At 37.4% G+C, this 18,061-nt stretch carries 22 protein-coding genes and 2 tRNA genes; 13 read left to right on the top strand and 11 right to left on the bottom strand.

Annotated elements, in window-relative coordinates; all coding sequences use genetic code 11:
* Nucleotides 1-16: 16 nt before the first annotated feature.
* From B8780_RS01885 to B8780_RS01875, 3 genes are all read right to left on the bottom strand, one after another.
* Nucleotides 17-89 (bottom strand) — tRNA-Pro (locus B8780_RS01885).
* A gap of 58 nt (nt 90-147) precedes the next feature.
* Nucleotides 148-1,161 carry a hypothetical protein gene (locus B8780_RS01880; RefSeq protein ID WP_011177409.1) on the bottom strand — a complete coding sequence of 338 codons (1,014 nt, stop codon included), beginning with the start codon at nt 1,159-1,161 and terminating at the stop codon, nt 148-150.
* A gap of 6 nt (nt 1,162-1,167) precedes the next feature.
* Nucleotides 1,168-2,616: a cytochrome ubiquinol oxidase subunit I gene (locus B8780_RS01875; RefSeq protein WP_084272684.1), complete on the bottom strand. Its 1,449-nt coding sequence runs from the start codon at nt 2,614-2,616 to the stop codon at nt 1,168-1,170.
* A gap of 303 nt (nt 2,617-2,919) precedes the next feature.
* Here B8780_RS01875 and B8780_RS01870 point away from each other — a divergent pair, with 303 nt between their 5' ends.
* Nucleotides 2,920-4,269 carry an MFS transporter gene (locus tag B8780_RS01870; protein ID WP_084272450.1) on the top strand — a complete coding sequence of 450 codons (1,350 nt, stop codon included), beginning with the start codon at nt 2,920-2,922 and terminating at the stop codon, nt 4,267-4,269.
* A 5-nt stretch (nt 4,270-4,274) separates the two neighbouring features.
* On the opposite strand, the gene glyA is transcribed toward B8780_RS01870, so the two are convergent.
* Nucleotides 4,275-5,576, bottom strand: a complete 1,302-nt coding sequence (gene glyA / locus B8780_RS01865) for a serine hydroxymethyltransferase (protein WP_011177412.1) — start codon at nt 5,574-5,576, stop codon at nt 4,275-4,277.
* 52 nt (nt 5,577-5,628) lie between these two features.
* Between glyA and B8780_RS01860 the strand changes: the two genes are divergently transcribed.
* Nucleotides 5,629-6,414 (top strand): D-aminoacyl-tRNA deacylase, encoded by a 786-nt coding sequence (locus B8780_RS01860; RefSeq protein ID WP_011177413.1) that lies wholly within the window; start codon nt 5,629-5,631, stop codon nt 6,412-6,414.
* A 33-nt stretch (nt 6,415-6,447) separates the two neighbouring features.
* A complete protein-coding gene (speE, locus tag B8780_RS01855; RefSeq protein ID WP_084272449.1) occupies nt 6,448-7,275 on the top strand; it encodes a polyamine aminopropyltransferase in 828 nt (275 codons plus the stop codon).
* Here the strand turns inward: speE and B8780_RS01850 are convergent.
* From B8780_RS01850 to B8780_RS01840, 3 genes are read right to left on the bottom strand one after another with little or no spacing between them, the layout of a single operon-like run.
* The gene (locus B8780_RS01850; RefSeq protein ID WP_084272448.1) at nt 7,268-7,645 is read right to left on the bottom strand and encodes a DUF3198 domain-containing protein; all 378 of its coding nucleotides are present in this window, start codon (nt 7,643-7,645) and stop codon (nt 7,268-7,270) included. The genes speE and B8780_RS01850 overlap by 8 nt on opposite strands.
* 35 nt (nt 7,646-7,680) lie before the next feature.
* Complete coding sequence (locus B8780_RS01845; RefSeq protein ID WP_084272447.1) at nt 7,681-7,971, bottom strand: DUF5611 family protein; 291 nt, start codon at nt 7,969-7,971, stop codon at nt 7,681-7,683.
* A gap of 4 nt (nt 7,972-7,975) precedes the next feature.
* Nucleotides 7,976-8,986 carry a TIM barrel protein gene (locus tag B8780_RS01840; protein ID WP_084272446.1) on the bottom strand — a complete coding sequence of 337 codons (1,011 nt, stop codon included), beginning with the start codon at nt 8,984-8,986 and terminating at the stop codon, nt 7,976-7,978.
* Between the two features lie 172 nt (nt 8,987-9,158).
* On the opposite strand from B8780_RS01840, the gene dnaG reads away from it, so the two are divergent.
* The 5 genes from dnaG (at nt 9,159) to B8780_RS01815 (ending at nt 13,374) form a co-directional block, all read left to right on the top strand.
* Entirely contained in the window at nt 9,159-10,448 is a 1,290-nt protein-coding gene (gene dnaG / locus B8780_RS01835) for a DNA primase DnaG (protein ID WP_084272445.1), read from the top strand.
* Nucleotides 10,433-11,911: an ATP-binding protein gene (locus B8780_RS01830; protein WP_084272444.1), complete on the top strand. Its 1,479-nt coding sequence runs from the start codon at nt 10,433-10,435 to the stop codon at nt 11,909-11,911. Before dnaG ends, B8780_RS01830 begins: the two co-directional genes overlap by 16 nt.
* Before the next feature lie 68 nt (nt 11,912-11,979).
* The gene (locus B8780_RS01825; RefSeq protein ID WP_084272443.1) at nt 11,980-12,189 is read left to right on the top strand and encodes a hypothetical protein; all 210 of its coding nucleotides are present in this window, start codon (nt 11,980-11,982) and stop codon (nt 12,187-12,189) included.
* 8 nt (nt 12,190-12,197) lie between these two features.
* Entirely contained in the window at nt 12,198-12,575 is a 378-nt protein-coding gene (locus tag B8780_RS01820; RefSeq protein WP_084272442.1) for a hypothetical protein, read from the top strand.
* A 19-nt stretch (nt 12,576-12,594) separates the two neighbouring features.
* A complete protein-coding gene (locus B8780_RS01815; protein WP_084272441.1) occupies nt 12,595-13,374 on the top strand; it encodes an ATP/GTP-binding protein in 780 nt (259 codons plus the stop codon).
* Between the two features lie 2 nt (nt 13,375-13,376).
* Here B8780_RS01815 and B8780_RS01810 read toward each other — a convergent pair.
* Nucleotides 13,377-13,461 (bottom strand) — tRNA-Leu (locus B8780_RS01810).
* A gap of 79 nt (nt 13,462-13,540) precedes the next feature.
* On the opposite strand from B8780_RS01810, the gene B8780_RS01805 reads away from it, so the two are divergent.
* Nucleotides 13,541-14,116 carry a cysteine hydrolase family protein gene (locus B8780_RS01805; RefSeq protein WP_084272440.1) on the top strand — a complete coding sequence of 192 codons (576 nt, stop codon included), beginning with the start codon at nt 13,541-13,543 and terminating at the stop codon, nt 14,114-14,116.
* Nucleotides 14,117-14,206: 90 nt separating this feature from the next.
* Entirely contained in the window at nt 14,207-14,473 is a 267-nt protein-coding gene (locus B8780_RS01800; protein WP_048059588.1) for a hypothetical protein, read from the top strand.
* A gap of 2 nt (nt 14,474-14,475) precedes the next feature.
* Here the strand turns inward: B8780_RS01800 and thpR are convergent, their stop codons facing one another.
* On the bottom strand, nt 14,476-14,958 hold the full coding sequence (gene thpR, locus B8780_RS01795) for an RNA 2',3'-cyclic phosphodiesterase (RefSeq protein ID WP_011177424.1): 483 nt from the start codon (nt 14,956-14,958) through the stop codon (nt 14,476-14,478).
* Between the two features lie 74 nt (nt 14,959-15,032).
* On the opposite strand from thpR, the gene gcvH reads away from it, so the two are divergent.
* Both gcvH and B8780_RS01785 read left to right on the top strand, forming a co-directional pair.
* Entirely contained in the window at nt 15,033-15,407 is a 375-nt protein-coding gene (gene gcvH / locus B8780_RS01790; protein WP_011177425.1) for a glycine cleavage system protein GcvH, read from the top strand.
* A gap of 14 nt (nt 15,408-15,421) precedes the next feature.
* Nucleotides 15,422-16,006, top strand: a complete 585-nt coding sequence (locus tag B8780_RS01785; protein WP_011177426.1) for an SAM-dependent methyltransferase — start codon at nt 15,422-15,424, stop codon at nt 16,004-16,006.
* Here the strand turns inward: B8780_RS01785 and B8780_RS01780 are convergent, their stop codons facing one another.
* On the bottom strand, nt 16,007-16,699 hold the full coding sequence (locus B8780_RS01780) for a ribosome assembly factor SBDS (RefSeq protein ID WP_011177427.1): 693 nt from the start codon (nt 16,697-16,699) through the stop codon (nt 16,007-16,009).
* An 87-nt stretch (nt 16,700-16,786) separates the two neighbouring features.
* Here B8780_RS01780 and B8780_RS01775 point away from each other — a divergent pair, with 87 nt between their 5' ends.
* Nucleotides 16,787-17,539: an exodeoxyribonuclease III gene (locus tag B8780_RS01775; RefSeq protein WP_084272439.1), complete on the top strand. Its 753-nt coding sequence runs from the start codon at nt 16,787-16,789 to the stop codon at nt 17,537-17,539.
* Here the strand turns inward: B8780_RS01775 and B8780_RS01770 are convergent.
* A complete protein-coding gene (locus B8780_RS01770; RefSeq protein WP_236719348.1) occupies nt 17,512-18,033 on the bottom strand; it encodes a magnesium-dependent phosphatase-1 in 522 nt (173 codons plus the stop codon). The genes B8780_RS01775 and B8780_RS01770 overlap by 28 nt on opposite strands.
* Nucleotides 18,034-18,061: the final 28 nt, after the last annotated feature.

Here is an 18,061-nt window from a genome sequence, read left to right as displayed (position 1 = left end):
TTTTCATCACTGCGGATGGGGCTGTCCGGATTTGGACCGGAGTCTCAGGCTCCCAAAGCCCGTAGGATACCAAGCTACCCCACAGCCCCTTGGCATGTAATTTTAAAATAATATATAATTCTTTCACTCTTTTAAAAATTAAAAAATTTAATTTTTTGCCTCTGCCATTATCTTTGCCATTCTGTGGTTCGAGACATAGCCATAGTATATCATCATCAGTATTAGCCAGAGTCCGCCGCCTATTGATATGTAAAAGTCCATTGTGAGAACCGCAGAGTTTGTTACAACGGCTGGCACATAAACCTTTCCACCGTAGACGTATGGATATACAATAAGCTCAAGGAATGTCACGGATATTATTGTAAATATAACGTATAATGGCTTGTATGATGCAATGTACGTTGTCTTCTTGAATGTATATAGTATTGGTATTATCAGTGTTAGCACTATTGGTATTATAATTAAGTCTGTATTCACTGAATGGTCTGCCGATATTAAGCTAAGGTATGTAAGGCAGTCTATTATTAATCCTATTACAACAAGAACCAATGGTAAAAATCTTCTTGGAGTATTTATATCAACGGTTCTGTAAAAGACCATTCCCATGCCAGATAATAGTATTAATGTTCCTATTATAAAGCCGTAAAGCTGTATCTTTGATAATAAAACCGCGTAATTCAGGGAGCTTAATGATGGCTTTGATATATTTACAACGGCGCCATAGCCGGATAACATAACTGTTATAACTGAAAGAGCCATCAAGCCCATTATAAATGTTGCTATTGCATAGAATGTGTATAATTTTCTATCATCAAATAGTCTGTTGTCCTTCCATATAAACTCTGCATATATTATCGTTGCATTTCTCACTATTAAAAAGAATATGAATACTGCAAACAACGGGAATAATGTATATGCCATTGGCGGTGCAAAGAATGGCACTATTGTTTCCATATCAACAAGCCAGAGAACAAAGAATGTTCCAACGACCTCCCATGCAGGTATAACGTACTTAAGAATATTATTCCTTATACCATCGTTTTTAAAGCCTGTTATCAATGGAATCGTTGACATAAGCTCTGTTGTGAACATCGTTATCATTGATGCTATAATAACAATAAGAAAAATTACCTCAACAGGAGCAGAAAAAATAGGATTCATTTTAAATCACCTCATGCCTGCCTTTGCTGGAACTCCGCGGTTCTTCCTCTCCTCCTCGATCTTTATATCTTCCTCTGCCATCTTCAGGTCATCATCTATGTTTGATAGCTTCATGACCTTGAAGGCATAGTAGAACGTTAATGGAAGCAATACAATGTAGAAGATTATTATCGCTATTCCAAGTGGAAACACCACAGGTGATGTTGATGCTGCCTGGCCTATGGTCATAACACCGTAAACTCCTGGTATGCCTGTGCCGCCAACAGGTGCCTTTATTATGAATGGTACCCTGCCGACCTCGGCCGTGTACCAGCCATCCTCCATTGTTAATACACCAAGGACTGCTACTGCCATTGTTAGTTTTAGTATTAATGGCCTTGATAGTGGATCCTTCTTCATGAAGTACATTATTACAACGATTAGCCAGAAGAATCCCATTAATACTCCGAAGCCGACCATTAGATCCAGTGTATCATGAACAAATGATGGCGGCCATACGCTTGAAGGATATGATGAAAGTCCGGGTATGTATCCATGTCCAAATGTAAACGGATATGCAAGCAATGACTGTGCCAGTGGCAGATTAACATAGTATGCAGGATGTCCGTTTATTATTATACCAAAGATGTGCTCAGGTGCACCGTATGTAACAGGAACCATGTCCTGCTCCAGGGCTGCATACTTTAATGGCTCTATTACCAGCAGTGTTGAAAGCTCGTTTGAGCCTGTTGCACCAAGATATATTATATCCAGGATTGCGAAGACTGCTGTTATGTTTATACCGCGCCTGTAAACCATCTTCTCTGACATGTTGCTTGTTTTAAGGTACTTGTATGCAAGGTAACCTAATATAACGACGATACCTGCATAGTAAACTGCACCAGACATGTGTAACTCCTCTGCAAATGTTGATGGTGTCCAGAAAGGTGCTAAAGGATTTACATCTATGATCTTGTTATGTAATAGATAGTACTTTACGTTGAATCCATTTGGTGTGTTCATCCATGCATTTATCTCGGTTACAGTAAAGGCTGAAAGGTACGTTCCTATTGTTACTGCCAGTGATAGGGCCCAGTGCTCCCATCTGTTCTTAAAGTCCTTCCAGAAGTAAACATACATTGGTAATGCTATTGCCTCTAAAAGGAACGAGAAGACCTCGACATAGAATGGGCCTATTGAGACCTGACCAACTATCTTCATAAAGTTAGGCCAGAACAGGAACAACTCCATTGCCATTACAGTACCTGATGCTGTACCGACTGCAAAGAATATAACCAGTCCCTTTGATAATTTATACGCCAGTGTATCATAGTACTTGTCCTTCTTTCTCAGGGCAAGGAACTCTGCTATTGTTATTGTTATGGCAAGAGCCATACTTAATGTAACAAAGAGTATATGTGATGATATCGTATATGCAAACATTGCACTATCCCATACAGGATACGAGATTGCCATATCTATCAATTTTTAAATTACTAATTCATATATAAAGTTATTTTTAAACAATTTTTACTATATTTCTTCAAATAATCATAAATGTGAATTAAATTTCATTTCAGTTGCAAAAAGATTGATTTGATCGACGATTATTTTATTCTGATTATAATAATATATTTAATTTTTTCAGATTTTACATAACCTGGTATTAAAATTCATTAATTTAAAAATAAACAAAACGAAATTATACAGATTTTGAAATCAAATTGTTTTATCAATACTATTATATAGCTTTATATAAGATATAATATTATTTATTTAATGGAGAACAATGTTGAGAATATAATTGCTAGAGCCAATAGAATACCTGTATGGTCACTGCCTTATTCCTTTCTTGCTATTATAGGCGTGGGCTACTTCTTTACATTCTATGATATATCAGACATTGGACTGGCAATGCCGGCAATAGATGCCCAGTTCCATCTCGGTTCCTCAACAAGTCTTTTCCTTGCGCTATCCGTTGGATTAATAGGCTATGGGATAGGCTCGTATTTAATAGGCAGCACGGCAGATGTTATAGGAAGGTATAAATCAATGATAATAACAATGGCCTTAACTGCCCTTGGGTCCTTTGGAGATGCAATATCATTAAATGTACCCGAGCTTACAATTTTTAGATTTATAACAGGTCTTGGTCTTGGGGCGGATCTAAACCTTGTATCAACATATATTAGCGAGTTTGCCCCGCCAGGTGTCCGTGGGAAAATCACTGTTTATACATTCCTCGTTGGTATACTTGGCCAGGCCGTAACGCCATTCATAGGTCTTGAACTTGTTCCAGTATATTACGATGGTTGGCGCTGGCTCTTTGGCATAGGAGCTATAATAGCATTTATAGCATTAATATTAAGATTTGAATTACCTGAATCACCAAGATGGCTTGCATTAAAGAAAAAGGACATAAAAAAGGCGGAAAAAATACTTGAAATGATGGAAAGAACCGCTGAAAGGAAGATAGGAAAGCTACCAGAACCTGATGTAACAAGAGTTGATACCGAGAGCGGTAAATTCCCGACATTATATTTATTCAAAAGACCATACTCAACAAGGCTTTCATTGCTTGTAATAGTTTGGTTTTTCTGGTACATAGGCAATTATGCATTTCTTGGCGATTCCGCATCGCTGCTTTCAAGCGCGGGTTTCAGCATATCCAGCTCGATACTATATCTGGCAATTGGCGCCATCGGCTATCCTGTCGGTGCCATTATAATGATAGCCACGGCGGATAAATTTGAAAGAAAATATGTGATATTTATAGACACAGTTGTCTGGTTCATTGGATTAACACTGTTTGCGCTTAAAATGGATATAACGCTGTTCATTGGTTCATTTCTTGCATCAATGGCCCTTGGAATGTACCTTCAGGTTGCATACACATTTACAGCAGAGAATTACCCGACAAGGGCAAGGAGCTCAGGTTTTGCACTAACAGATGGCCTTGGCCATATAGGCGGTGCCTTTGGGGCAATATTTCTTCCAGTGCTTGTTGCATCCTATTCATTCTCATTTGGCTTTGAGTTCATAGCGGTAACAGGTCTAATAGCAGGAATACTGGTGTTAATAGGTGGCACCAGGGCAACTGGAAAACCACTGGAAAATATATCTGCATAAAAAAATTATTCAAAAATTTTTATGTATGAATATGGTTTCATATTTCCATAGCAGTATTCTATATTATTAAACCTTGATTTTAATTCAAGTGCCCTTCTTCTTATTTCATTTACCGGTTTTTCATTTATTACGGCATCCCTTAGTATCTCGGCAAGCTCGGTTACATCATCCTCCATGAAGCCTATCCTTGTTATCTCCTGGACACCTATTCTAATACCGCTTGGATTCTGTGAATTTTTATTGTCATCCCATGGAAGAAGGTTTTTATTTAGTATTATTCCAGATTTCTCAAGATTCTCGGCAACCTTTCTTCCGCCGCCGTTCTTTGAGACATCAACAGCAAGGGTATGAGATCTTGTAAATCCATTTTTCTCTCCAAGGACGTTAAAACCGAATTCATAAAGCTTTTCTCCAAGATGCCTTGCATTTTTTACGATCTGTTTTGCGTAATCCCTTCCAAAATCCAGCTCCTCAGCAAGCGTTACACCAAGGGCGGCCATTGCATTTAAATGATGATTGCTTAACGTACCTGGAAAGACACCGCGCTGCACCTTCTTCCATGTATCATCGTCTGTATTTCCAATAATCATGCCGTGCTGTGGCCCCGGTAAAGTTTTATGTGTGCTTCCAGTGATTATCTCTGCACCCTCCCTTAATGGATCCTGAAATTCACCGCCTGCTATAAGGCCGGCAACATGTGCGCCATCGTAAACAACCCTTGCATTTACCTCATTAAAAGCATCCTGGAGCTCCTTTAGCGGTGTTGGGAAGAGAAATACTGACTGCCCAAACCAGCAGACCTTTGGCCTTTCATTTTTTATTGTTTTTATTGTGCCATCAATATCTATATTCATCTCATTAATATCAAATGGATACTGCACGGTTTTTAAACCTCTAAAGCCAACGGCACCAAATTTTGCCGCACTTATATGACCACCACCTGACAGTGGTGGAACAGATATCTTATCCCCAGGTTCGGTTAAGGCATATAAAACGGCCATGTTTGCGTTTGTACCTGACAGGGGCCTTGGATCAAAAGTCTTTGAATTAAAGAGCCTCTTTCCAAGCTCCGTCGTTTTATCCTCTATAACATCGACATATTCATTTCCCTGGTAATAGCGGTGGTGTGGCAGCCCCTCGGCATATCTAAAACCAAGGTCTGTTAAAAGCATCTCCATTGCAAGCGGGCTCATAATATTCTCGGATGCTATCAACGGTATGCTCTCCCTAAAAAGCTGTTCATGCTGCATGGCCATATCTCTAATAAACATGGCATCCTTTAGATACTCCTTTTTATTATCAAGCATTAAAAAACTATGTGAATATTGTATTTAAATTTTGGTTAATAATTAAAATATCATGATGATATTAAGAACAATGGATCTCATCATAGCTTCAAGAATGGATGAGGCAAGCATGCTAATGGCCGAAAAGATCATCGATCTTTATGATTTTAACAGGTTAAATGAAAATGAATATCAAAAAGATGGATTTAAATTAATGTTCATTGATGATCTTCATATATATCATAATATGGAAAAACTGGATTTTGATACATTGATATTTCTCTCAAGGCACTCATCGTCTGCAGGGGTAAAATCATTGACCGTCCACTCAATAGGCAATTACAGGAAGGCCGAGCTTGGAGGCTATGATAATAAAACTGTTTTATCCGCACCGTACGAGATGTCATCATCATTGAGATCAATAAAAGAATTATACAATGATGATGGCTACAATATTACGTTCGAGGCAACGCACCATGGGCCATACACTAAGAACAGATCCTATTTTATAGAAATAGGCACCTCAGGCGAGGACTGGCATAATGATAAAATACTGGAAATAATGGCAAGATCTGTAATTGAAAAAAATGTGAAAAGGTTTAGATCAGGCATTGGCATAGGCGGCGGCCATTACGCACCAAAGATCTCTGATTATTTTTTTAATAATGATATAAATATAGGGCATATAATACCTAAATACGTCTCTGAAACAATAAAGGACAATCAAATTATTGAAAGCATAGAAAATACTGAGAACTGCTCTTTTATATTAATAGACTGGAAGGGTTCTCCATCAAGGCTGAGGTCTCTTGCACTTGATGCTGCTGATAAATGCTCATTAGAGCTTATAAAGATATAAATAAAATTATATATCTTTTAAAAATGCCATTTCATGAGATTAATAGAAAACTGGTTTTCAGAGAGGTATTCAGATAATCTGCAGCTGTCCTTTAGGGTTCAGGATCAGCTTCTATCGGTTAAGACAGATTATCAGAGAATAGACCTTTTCAATACATACGATTTCGGAAAGCTTCTATCTATAGATGGCACCGTTCAGCTGACGGAAAAGGATGAGTACATTTACCACGAGATGATAACAATGGTTCCGTACTATTGCACCGCAAAATCTGACAGTGCCCTTATAATAGGCGGTGGTGATGGTGGTGCTGCCAAGAGGCTTATAGACCTTGGAATAAAGAGGATTGTAAACGTTGAAATAGACCAGAACGTTGTTGAAATATCAAGGAAGTACTTTCCGGAGCTGGCAGATTCATTTAATAATAAAAACGTTGAGCTTATAATAGGGGATGGAATAAAATATGTAAAGGATACAGACGAATCATTTGATTTAATTATAATAGATTCAACAGATCCGGTTGGTCCAGCAGAGGGTCTTTTCAATAAATCATTCTATGAAAATGCAAGGGCCAGGCTTAGCGATGATGGTATAATAGTAACCCAGTCAGGGTCACCATATTACCAGCCCGAGGCACTTAAAATGGCCACCAAAGGAATGCTTGATGTCTTTAGCAACGTAAGAACCTACATAGCATTTATACCAACGTATCCAAGCGGTCTCTGGTCATTTACCATGGCATCAAAATCTGAAATAATGCAAAGAAAGGAAAAAGTCATTCCTGGAAGATATTTCAATGAGGATGTTTTAAAAGGATCATTTTACCTTCCTGAATTCGTCAAGAATATAATAAAATCTATTTAAGGCTCTTTAATTTCCACTTTTTCTTTGCCTCCTCAAGTCTTTCCTCATATGAGCCGTCAAATCTCTTTGATATCCTCTCAAGCTCGGTTAGATGCTCCATGAACATCTTCTTGCTCTCGCTGCCTATGTACCTGTTAAAATCAATTGTGTCCTTTATGCCTGAATAGGATTCGTAGAGTCCATATATAAGGAATATCAATGAAACGGCAAATAAATAATAATAGTATCTACCTATAACAATATGAACCGAATTTTCAATTGATGTATCTCCAAATATTAAATAATCTGAACTTATTACAAAGAAGAATAATGATGCTATCGCTATGATTATATACAAAGGTATCTGCAATTTCCTTAATGGGCTTGGCATGTAACATTATATAAATGTTACATTTTAATTTATCGCTACTTTGATAATAGCTTCTTTCTCTCCTTTGCAGTGTATCCTGTTAGTTTTTCTATTAGTTCATTGTACGTTTTTATCGTTTCCATTGGATTATTGTAATCCCTGTCAGTCTCGGTCTCTGCATAGAGCTTCTTTCCATCAGTCCAGAGATCCATAGATTTCATGCCAGGATAGCTCGATTTTATGTGATCATTTAAAATCTCTGCATTTCCTGTAACATTTTTCACAGTTTCGTATATAAATTCCTTGCTAATCTTAATATTTTTTTTAACTGGATAATCCCTTACCATTAAATCACCTCTTTAGCGTCTTTTTCTGATATTTTTTCAGCAGGGATCGCATGTACATTAACTGCATATACTGTGCATCATGCTCAAGAAGCGGGGACATTGATATAATTGTCATATCATTATCAAGGACTGAAAGAACCTCCGCAAGGGTTTCGAATTTTAGATCACCATGCTTTATTGCGGTTATTTTTACCTCATTGCCGTTTTCATAATCGACGCCGGCAAATTCTGTATATAGATCACCATGCGCGTAAGGCAGAAACCTTTCAATGAGGTCGCTGAAATTTGATGGCTCTATTAATGATCCATTTGTTATTGAATGTATATGCGGGAAGTTTAGAATGGGCTCTATGCCCTTAACGGCCCTTGCAAGGTATAAAAGCTCCTCAACGGTGCCAAAGATATCGCTTTTACTGGTTGCCTCAACGCCTATGTATGGATATCCCTTATCGGCAGGATACATTTTTAATATATCCGAATATATCGATATGGCCCTTGACATGCTGCTCTCACGGCCCGAGTGATAGAAACCTGTATGTGTTATAACACGCCTGGCACCCATGGCCTTTCCTATTATTATGGCCCATTTTAAATGATTTATTGATTTCTCGGCCATTTCATCATCTGACAGCATGTCCATGTAGTAAGGTGCATGTATCGATACATCAACATCAAGCTCCTTTGCAAGCTCCATGCCCTCTGCAAGCTCGTTGTAGTTTCTTGCCATGTTCCAGAAAAGCTCCTGGACTATATCATCCTCCTCTATCTCGGTTTCAACACCAACACTCTGATAATTTCCATTCTCATCAGGTCTTAGCACATCAACTATTATTGAATCCTCCACATCCTTTGGATACATTCCTGCATACTCGGTAGCAGGCGTATCGTTTACATTTACCCTTAAAAGCTGAACCTCAAGTGAGTTCAAACCAAGATTTAAGACATCTATTATTGAATCTATGTATGTTCTGCCCTTGCTTGTTAATGGAATACCGGCAACACCAAATTTTATCATCTTTTTATAGAATAATTTGAATTATTTTAATCTATCGAAGCATCTTAAATTAAAATATATATAAAAATATAAAAATTAAACGAATAGATTATATATTGTTTTAGCATAACAATTTATTGATAGCTGATGTATTCAGTCTTCATTAATTCATCATGCATAGTGGTGATAAATTATGAATGTCGATCCAAACATAACAAAATATATGATAAAGGCAAAAATAGTAACTGATGGTGTGGTTGAAAAACCTGATGTTGTTGGGGCCATATTCGGCCAGACCGAGGGGCTCCTTGGCGATGAGCTCGATCTAAGGGACCTCCAAAAAAGCGGTAAGATAGGCAGAATAGAGGTTGAAATAGATACAAAGAAGGGCAGAACAGAGGGCTATGTTCTTATACCGTCAGGTCTGGATCAGGTTGAAAGCTCAATACTTGCCGCAGCACTCGAAACAATAGACAGAATAGGACCATGCAAGGCAAAGGTTGAGATAGAATCCATAGAGGACGTAAGGATAAACAAAAGGGATCGTGTAATAAAACGAGCAGAGGAACTGTACAGAAAGATGGGTGAAAACGGCAAGAGCCTGAGCGAGAGCATAGTACAGACGGTTCGTGAGGAGGTTGAGAAAAAGGAGATCATATCATACGGTGAGGAGCATCTGCCTGCAGGGCCTGCAATAGAAGATTCAGATTCAATAATTGTTGTTGAGGGCAGAAACGACGTATTAAACCTCTTAAGGTATGGAATAAAGAACACAATAGCCGTTCAGGGAACAAGCGTGCCAAAGACTGTTAAGGAGCTTTCAAAATCAAGGACTGTCACATTATTCGTTGACGGTGATCATGGCGGTGATTTAATAATAAAGGAAATGCTTCAGGTCGCTGATGTCGATTTCATAGCAAGGGCCCCGCCTGGAACCGAGGTTGAGGAATTAACATACAAGCAGATAATAAAGGCATTAAAATATAAAACACCTGTTGAGCAGTATCTGGAAACACATGGTATGATAGAAGAGCTAAAGGAGTGGAGCAGCAGGAACACAAAGGAACTTGAGGAAAGGCAGGGCAACGAATTAAAAAATGAAAGGCCTGAAAAAATAAACGAAAACGAGGAATCAGAAAAGAACGTTGAGTTAAAGGAGGGCTCTGTCCAGAAGCTTGAAACCGTTCCAGAATTCGATCCCTCCAGCCCGGAATCAATAAAGTTTAAGTTAAAGCAGCTTTACGAGTCCAGGGAGCTTGAGCTTTTCGATGGGCAATCATCAGTTGGAAAGTTCCCGGTTTCGGATGCAATAGAAAAGATAGAAAGCATGCACGGCGATTTATTAATAACAGGTGGCATAATATCACAGAGGCTTCTTGATATAGCATATAATATCGGCGTTAAAGCCATATACGGGTTTAAAATAGGAAACATCACAAAGAAGCCAGATGATATAAAGGTGGTTGCATGGGATCATATATAAACTTTGATGAATATACAGACACATCAATGATTAAGATTCCGGCAAATCCACTGGACCGTGTGATAGGCCAGGATGAGGCAGTTAAGCTTGCACTCATGGCCGCAAGGCAGAGAAGGAACCTGCTGCTTGTCGGTCCTCCTGGTGTTGGCAAATCCATGATAGCACAGGCCATGTCATTCTATCTTCCCAGACCTCAGGAGGAGATTAGGGTTGTTCATAATCCAGTTTATCCTGAGAGGCCGTTTGTCGAGGTAAAAACCAGGGATGAAATAGAACGTGAAAAAATTGAAATGAATTCCATTGAGGGGCAGTTAATAGATCCAAAGGATGCACCGCAGAATGTGGCCGAGCGTCTTGGATACAGATGCCCCCACTGTGGTTTCTACTCATCGCCATCAGAGAATGTATGCCCACAGTGCGGAAATACAAAGATGGTTAATACAGCACAGAGTCCGTTCAGCGACGTTTTTAACGTCATAGGCGCGGCCTTTGGCGTTGGCAGCAATGAAAGGGTTACCCAGACAAGGCGTATTGGGGAGCACGAAGAGGTAATAGTCTATGAACGCCAGGGTGATAAAATAAGGGTCATGGACGAAAAGACCATGGAGAGGAGAAGAAAAATCGAGAAGAAGAGTCCAAGCAAGGTGATAGTTCCAATAGATAGAAATCCCTTCGTGCTTGCAACAGGAGCCAGTGAAACAGAACTTCTCGGAGATGTCAGGCACGATCCATATGGCGGCCATCCACAGCTTGGGACCCTGCCATATGAAAGGGTTGTTGCCGGTGCGGTTCACATGGCGCATGAGGGCGTTTTATTCATAGATGAGATAACGCATTTAGGCAACCTGCAGCGTTTTATATTAACAGCAATGCAGGAAAAAAGCTTTCCAATAATTGGCAGGAACCCACAGAGCGCAGGTGCAAGCGTGCGCGTTGATGATGTGCCATCTGATTTTATACTTGTTGCAGCATGCAACATAGCAGATCTTCAATACATACTAAGCCCGTTAAGATCACGTATAATAGGCAATGGCTATGAGATCCTTATGGAAACTGTTATGGAAGACAATGAAAAGAACCGGCTAAAGTATTTACAGTTCATAGCACAGGAGATAAACATGGATGGCAGGATACCGCACATGACAATAGACGGTGCATATGTAATAATACAGGAGGGACGCCGCAAGGCAAAGGAAATAGATGGAAAGGACAATGCATTATCATTAAGGTTAAGGGAGCTTGGTGGTCTTGTAAGAGCGGCAGGCGACATAGCGGTGGAAAACAATCACAAATTAATAGAAAAGGGCGATGTAATAGAGGCATTAAAACTTTACATACCTGTTGAGGAAAAGATAAAGAAATACTATGGAAGCATGGAAAATGCATTAAGAACCGAGGCCACAGGGTCCCAGAAAGGTGTTTACAATTATTCAAATGGCGTGGATGATGGTATTTATAACTAATTTTGAATATTTTATTGATTATATTAAATTTAATTAAAAGTATTTATAATATTTTAAATTAAAGGTTTATGATTCTTTTGCTGCAGGAATACTTCAAGGATTATCCAGTAAAAAGGGAGATCATCGAAAAGCTCTTTGAAAACGGCATATCTGTAAAAAATGGAAAACTTTACCTAAACGATATAGAAATATCAATAAGCGCAGTTGCAAAGGCCTTAAAAATAAACAGAAAAACAGTATACGAAACAATGGAACTAATAGAAAAAATTTACCTGTAAAATACGCAATGGAAAATATAAAGTCCATGGCCGATATAAAAAATATCTCACTTCTCATGGGCGATGAGATACTAACAATACATATAAGCATCGGGTCATTTCAAAGGGTTTTAATGGAGATACTTGATATAATAAAGAAATATTCTGTTTATCTTAAGGAGATATACTCATACAACGGCGATACAGGCAAGGAATCATACATAAGAATAATCTTCTATGGCCAGATCAGTCCAGGTGTCTTTGAAGAGCTGGACCGTATTTCCGGAATAAAAAAGATAGATATAATATCAAATGAAAATATAGAATTAATATGCAGAAAGTGCGAGGTAAAGATATGCCCGAAGAAGATCTCATCAAAGCTTAGCAAGTCAAGAAAGGATATATAATTATATTTAATATCATACCATGATTGGCTCTCTTTTTATAGCAGGTCCTGCGGGAACTGGCAAATCAACTTTTGCCGGCGCATTTAATGACTGGCTGATCTCACAGGGTTTTGACTCAATAATTGTTAATCTGGATCCAGGATCAGATTTCATGCCATACAATCCGGAAATAGACATTAAGGAAAAGATATCATTAAATGATATAATGAGCAATTACTCACTTGGACCAAACGGTGCACAGATAGTTGCAGCAGACATGATACTTGAAAACATCAATTATATAAAGGAAAAACTTGAAAACTATCCTGATTACTATGTTATATTTGATACACCAGGTCAGATAGAGCTCTTTAGTTTCAGGCCAAGCAGCCCGTATCTTGTTAAGGCATTAACAAACAATAAGGCAATGATAGCATTTGTATCAGATGCCGTTGTATCATCAATGCCCTCAGGATATATATCAGAGAAGATGCTCTATGCATCACTGTACTCAAGATTTTATGTGCCAATGCTCTTCATTTTAAATAAAATAGATCTTATAGGCTCTGAAAAGGTTGATGAAATCATCAAATGGGAGGATGACCCGGACATACTTTTGGATGCCTTCAGGGAAGAAAAGGGAGATATGCTAAAGGATTACTTTGAAAACATAGTCCAGGCACTTTCAAACTCAGGAATAATGAACAAAATATATCCGGTTTCATCAAAGGATTCATTCGGCATGGAGGATGTATACTCCGAGATCTCAAATTTCTTTACCGGTGGCGAGGACACCGATACAATGTACAGGGATGATTAATATGCGGAGAGGGGGATTCGAACCCCCGAATCCCTGCGGAAATGGACCCTAAATCCATCGCCTTTGGCCTGGCTCGGCAATCTCCGCCCGACTCATAATCTTTTTTTCATATTTAAAATTTTTAAGTGCCTGCCAAAATTAATTATAAATCAATTGATAATGATTTATGAGATATCCAGGTGTTGAGAAATCAATAATAATATTTATAAATAATGACATGGAATTCTTTAATAATATATTCAGCAAGATGGAAATTATAATGGCACTTGATTATATAAATCACTTTGTTGAAAAATATAAAATACCTGTTATAAGCACAAGAAGACCGATTAATTATAGTACATCAAATCCTGAACTTATGGAATTTAAAATGGAGGTTGATAAAAGAAGATTAATGGGAAAGGTTCCAGAATCACCAATGGATAAAAAATTTGCGGATGATTTTATGCTGAAAAGATTAACCGGCGATGATTACAGTGTTTTCAAGGAGGATATATTTTATAAAACCAATCTTGATAAAATAATAAAAGAACAAAATAAAATTGATCTTTTATTATGCGGCTTTTTCACAGATACCGATGTCTTTATAAGCGCAGTATCAGCATACATAAAGGAATTCAATGTTTATATAATATCAGATGCCACATCAACATACTCGGAAAGACTTTACTTTCAGTCTCTTGAAATGTTAAGCTATTTTGGCACTGTTATAGATACAAGGGACATGGAAAAGTACTTTTAAGATCATTAATTTTCGAATTTTAAAATAAAATACAAAAACTATTATTATAAAATTAAATAAGTTTTTATGCTGTTTTATATAACAAATACCATGGAAATGATAGAAATTAAAAAGGGTGCAAAGTACACTGTAACATCTGGCAGCGGTGATGAGAAACCGATGATAACAGAGGGAGAATACGTTGGATATGCAATCCTTGGAGAGGAGGGTGCACTGTGCTTTCGCGTCTCTTCAGGAGATAAAAAATTTATAAGGTTGATACCTATAAACGCGATAAATTATATCGATTTTGATGAGGATAACCTTATAAAAAAGGATAAATCAGACGATACTGAAAAGACGAACTATATTGTTTAAATTTAATACATATTTTTACAGCATATCTCCCTGTATATCCTCTTATTTTCAAAGATGCTTTCATATAAGCAGACCTTTGTTATCTCATAGTCATAATCTAATTTAACATCTGGAAGTTTCACAGGCGTTTTTGATCTGTAAAGTGTAATATGCGGTATAAAATCCTTTGATGACAGTGACAAAAGCCTCGAAATCTGCCTTTGCAGCATCATCAATTCATCACTTTTTATTGATAAATATACGATTCTGGCATCCCTCTTTGATGGAAAGGCTCCAAGGCCTGTGATCTTAATTTTAAATCTTTTAAAATCAATTTTCAAAAGATCGCTGCATATTCTTTCTATCTTTGTCTCATTTATATTTCCATAGAAATAGTATGTTATATGCATTATATCAGGTGAAACAGGCTTGCCGTGAAATTCAATATTATTTAATATTTCGTCTCCGATATTCACAGGTGAGGCTATGAAGCATCTCTTCATCATTTTATAATAATATCTTTAATAAAAATTAATTTTTCTATACACTTTATTTTTATATATAAAAATAATATGGATGCATGTCCAGGGTTCCAGACAATCTTTATTATACAAAAAGCCATGAATGGTTTTTAATAGAAAATGGTGTTGCAACGGTTGGAATAACAGATTATGCCCAGCATCAGCTTACAGATATTGTCTATGTGGATTTTCCAAAAAATGGCGAGCACAAAAATAAGGGCGAAACACTTTTAACAATAGAATCTGTTAAATCTGCCGAGGATGTTTATTCTCCTGTAACAGGAGAGATCATTGAAATAAACAGGGATCTGGAATCAAAACCAGAGCTGATAAACGAGGATCCATATAAAAACTGGCTTGTTAAAATAAGGCTTTCAAATGATAACTTTGATGGGATGTCCGGTGAGGAGTACAAAAAGTACATAGGCGAATAAACTTTATAATTATTATGAACAGAAAGGATAAATATTACATAAGGGCCAAGCGTGAAAACTATCGAAGCAGGGCATCATACAAGATCATAGAGATTAATAATAAATACAATATAGTATCAAGGGGTGATAATGTACTTGAGTTTGGATCATCACCCGGTGGCTGGACCCAGGTTATAGAGAACATAACACAATCTGTTATAATAGCAGTTGATATAAACAGGATGGACCCTGTAAAAAACACGGTATTTATAAAAATGAACATCTTCGATGATGATATATTTAAGAGTATAGATCACGCAATGGCTGAAAATAATATTAAAAACTTTGATTCAATTCTTTCAGATGCAATGTCAAGGACCAGCGGCATAGAGGATCGCGATCATTACAATTCATACAAAATATGCGAGCGTGTTATGGACATCTCAATACCAAGGCTTAAGAACGGTGGAAATATAATACTAAAGCAGTTCCAGGGAGATATGACAAACGAGTTTATAAAGAAATGGTCCGGTTACTTTAACTATTATAAAATAACTAAACCAAAGGCATCCAGGCAGCACAGCAGGGAGATCTATATAATATTCTTAAACAGGATCTAATCATTTTAATATTTTTACCTCGGCATTTCCCCTGGATCTTTTGTTTATCATGTCTATGACCTCTCCCTGCATGCCCGCAGGTATCTCAATAATGCACATATAATCACCGGAATTTGACCATTCCTCCTTTATTATGCTACCAACCTTCGCTATGTCACCATATGCCTTCCCATAGTCCTCTCCGGACATCTTTATTGCAAGCCTTGTCTTTTCAAATCTTATTGGTATTAAGGGCCTTATTGCCTTTAAAACTGCCTGAACCTGCTCCTCGGTGCTTTTAAATGGATCAACATGAAACTTTGCCTCCTCCATGGCCTCCTCTATTCTTATTGCAGGTATCGGCGTGTTTGTCTGTGGATTTATTGCCTGCCTTACTATCTCATTTATTATCTGCCTTTTCTTTTCCTCTGTCATCTTTCTTCTCTGGTCTGTTGTTAACTGTACCTCGCCCTTTCTAACTATCTCTATTGCTATCTGTGACACATCCGTGGTCTTAAAAACCTCCTTTAATGATTCCTCACCGGCCCTCTCTCCCTTTCTTGCATCCTTAAATATCTCATCAAGGGCCATGTCCTTTTCAACGTCTATATTACCGGATCTTATCTTATCAACTGATGCCGGGTCAATAAGTATCTCAAAACGATGGCCATGTGATTCGTATCTTGCTATTATGGCATCATCGGTATTTACCATGACTCATAATAAAATATTTGGATAAAAATTATTCCATTTTATCCATTTTAATGAAAAAACTTTTTTATAAATGTATTATTATCTTACATGAAAATTCTATCATGGAACGTTAATGGCATAAGGGCAGCCGTTAAAAATGGTATATTAAATTTTATAAATGAAGAGAATCCGGAAATTGTACTTTTACAGGAAATCAAGAGCGGTAAAAATGACCTGCCTGAGGAATTACACCACATGGGCTATAAGATCTTTATAAATCCTGCTGAAAAAAAGGGTTACAGTGGTACAATGGCTCTCTCAAAGGTTGAGCCCCTGGATTATTCAAGCGGCATTGGCATTAAGGATTATGACTCAGAGGGCAGGGTTCAGATTTTAAAATATGATAATTTTTACATAATAAACACATATTTTCCAAACTCGCAGCATGGATTAACAAGGCTTGACTATAAAATTGACTTTGATAATAAATTCCTTGAATTCTGTGAAAAACTTAGAAAGGAAAAGCCTTTGATAATAACAGGGGATTTCAACGTTGCACATGAGGAAATAGATATAGCAAGACCAAAGGACAATGAGAACAATGCAGGATTTACAATACAGGAGAGAAACTGGATGACCGAATTTTTAAACCATGGATACATAGACACTTATAGATATTTTCACAAGGAGCCTGGCCATTACTCATGGTGGTCATACCGTTTTAATGCAAGGGCCAAAAACATTGGCTGGCGTATAGATTATTTTATAGTTACAGATGATTTTATAAAAAATGTTAAGGATTCAATAATACTTGAGAATGTAAAGGGATCAGATCATGCGCCTCTTGAGCTTTTACTCTGAATTATATTTTTGTATATTATTTCTTTGGCCTTTTTATAATTATCCACATCCTTCCACATGTGTATAAAAATTATATCGCCAACAAGCCTTTTTATCTCATCCATGTGTATGTTTCTATCATCTATGTAAACAATCCTGCTTCTATCTATTTTTATACCTCTGTCGCCCAGATATTTTAGGGCCTCCAGCAGCCTCCTGCCCTTCTCTGGTGTGTAATCTGTTGCATGGTAATCAAAGAAGCGGTCAATATTAAATTCCCTTAATGCCATTAGTGCATTCTCTTTTATGTTCCAGCTTAATGATATTATTATTGCGCCGTTGGTCTTACACCACTCCATGAAATCTATTATATCATCAAGAAGCTTTATCCTAACATCACCATTTGTTATTTCGTTATCGCTTATTCTTCTGTAGGGTGGCCTGACCCCCGAGATGTTTAAATTATCCCAGACAGTTCCATCAAGATCCATAGCAAGTAACCAGGGCTTTTCCATAAATTGCATATAAATATCTAAATATAAA

Source organism: Picrophilus oshimae DSM 9789 (genome assembly GCF_900176435.1).
Taxonomy (GTDB): Archaea; Thermoplasmatota; Thermoplasmata; order Thermoplasmatales; family Thermoplasmataceae; genus Picrophilus; species Picrophilus oshimae.
Note: the sequence above shows the minus strand (reverse complement) of the source record. Positions and strands in the feature narration are given on the sequence as shown.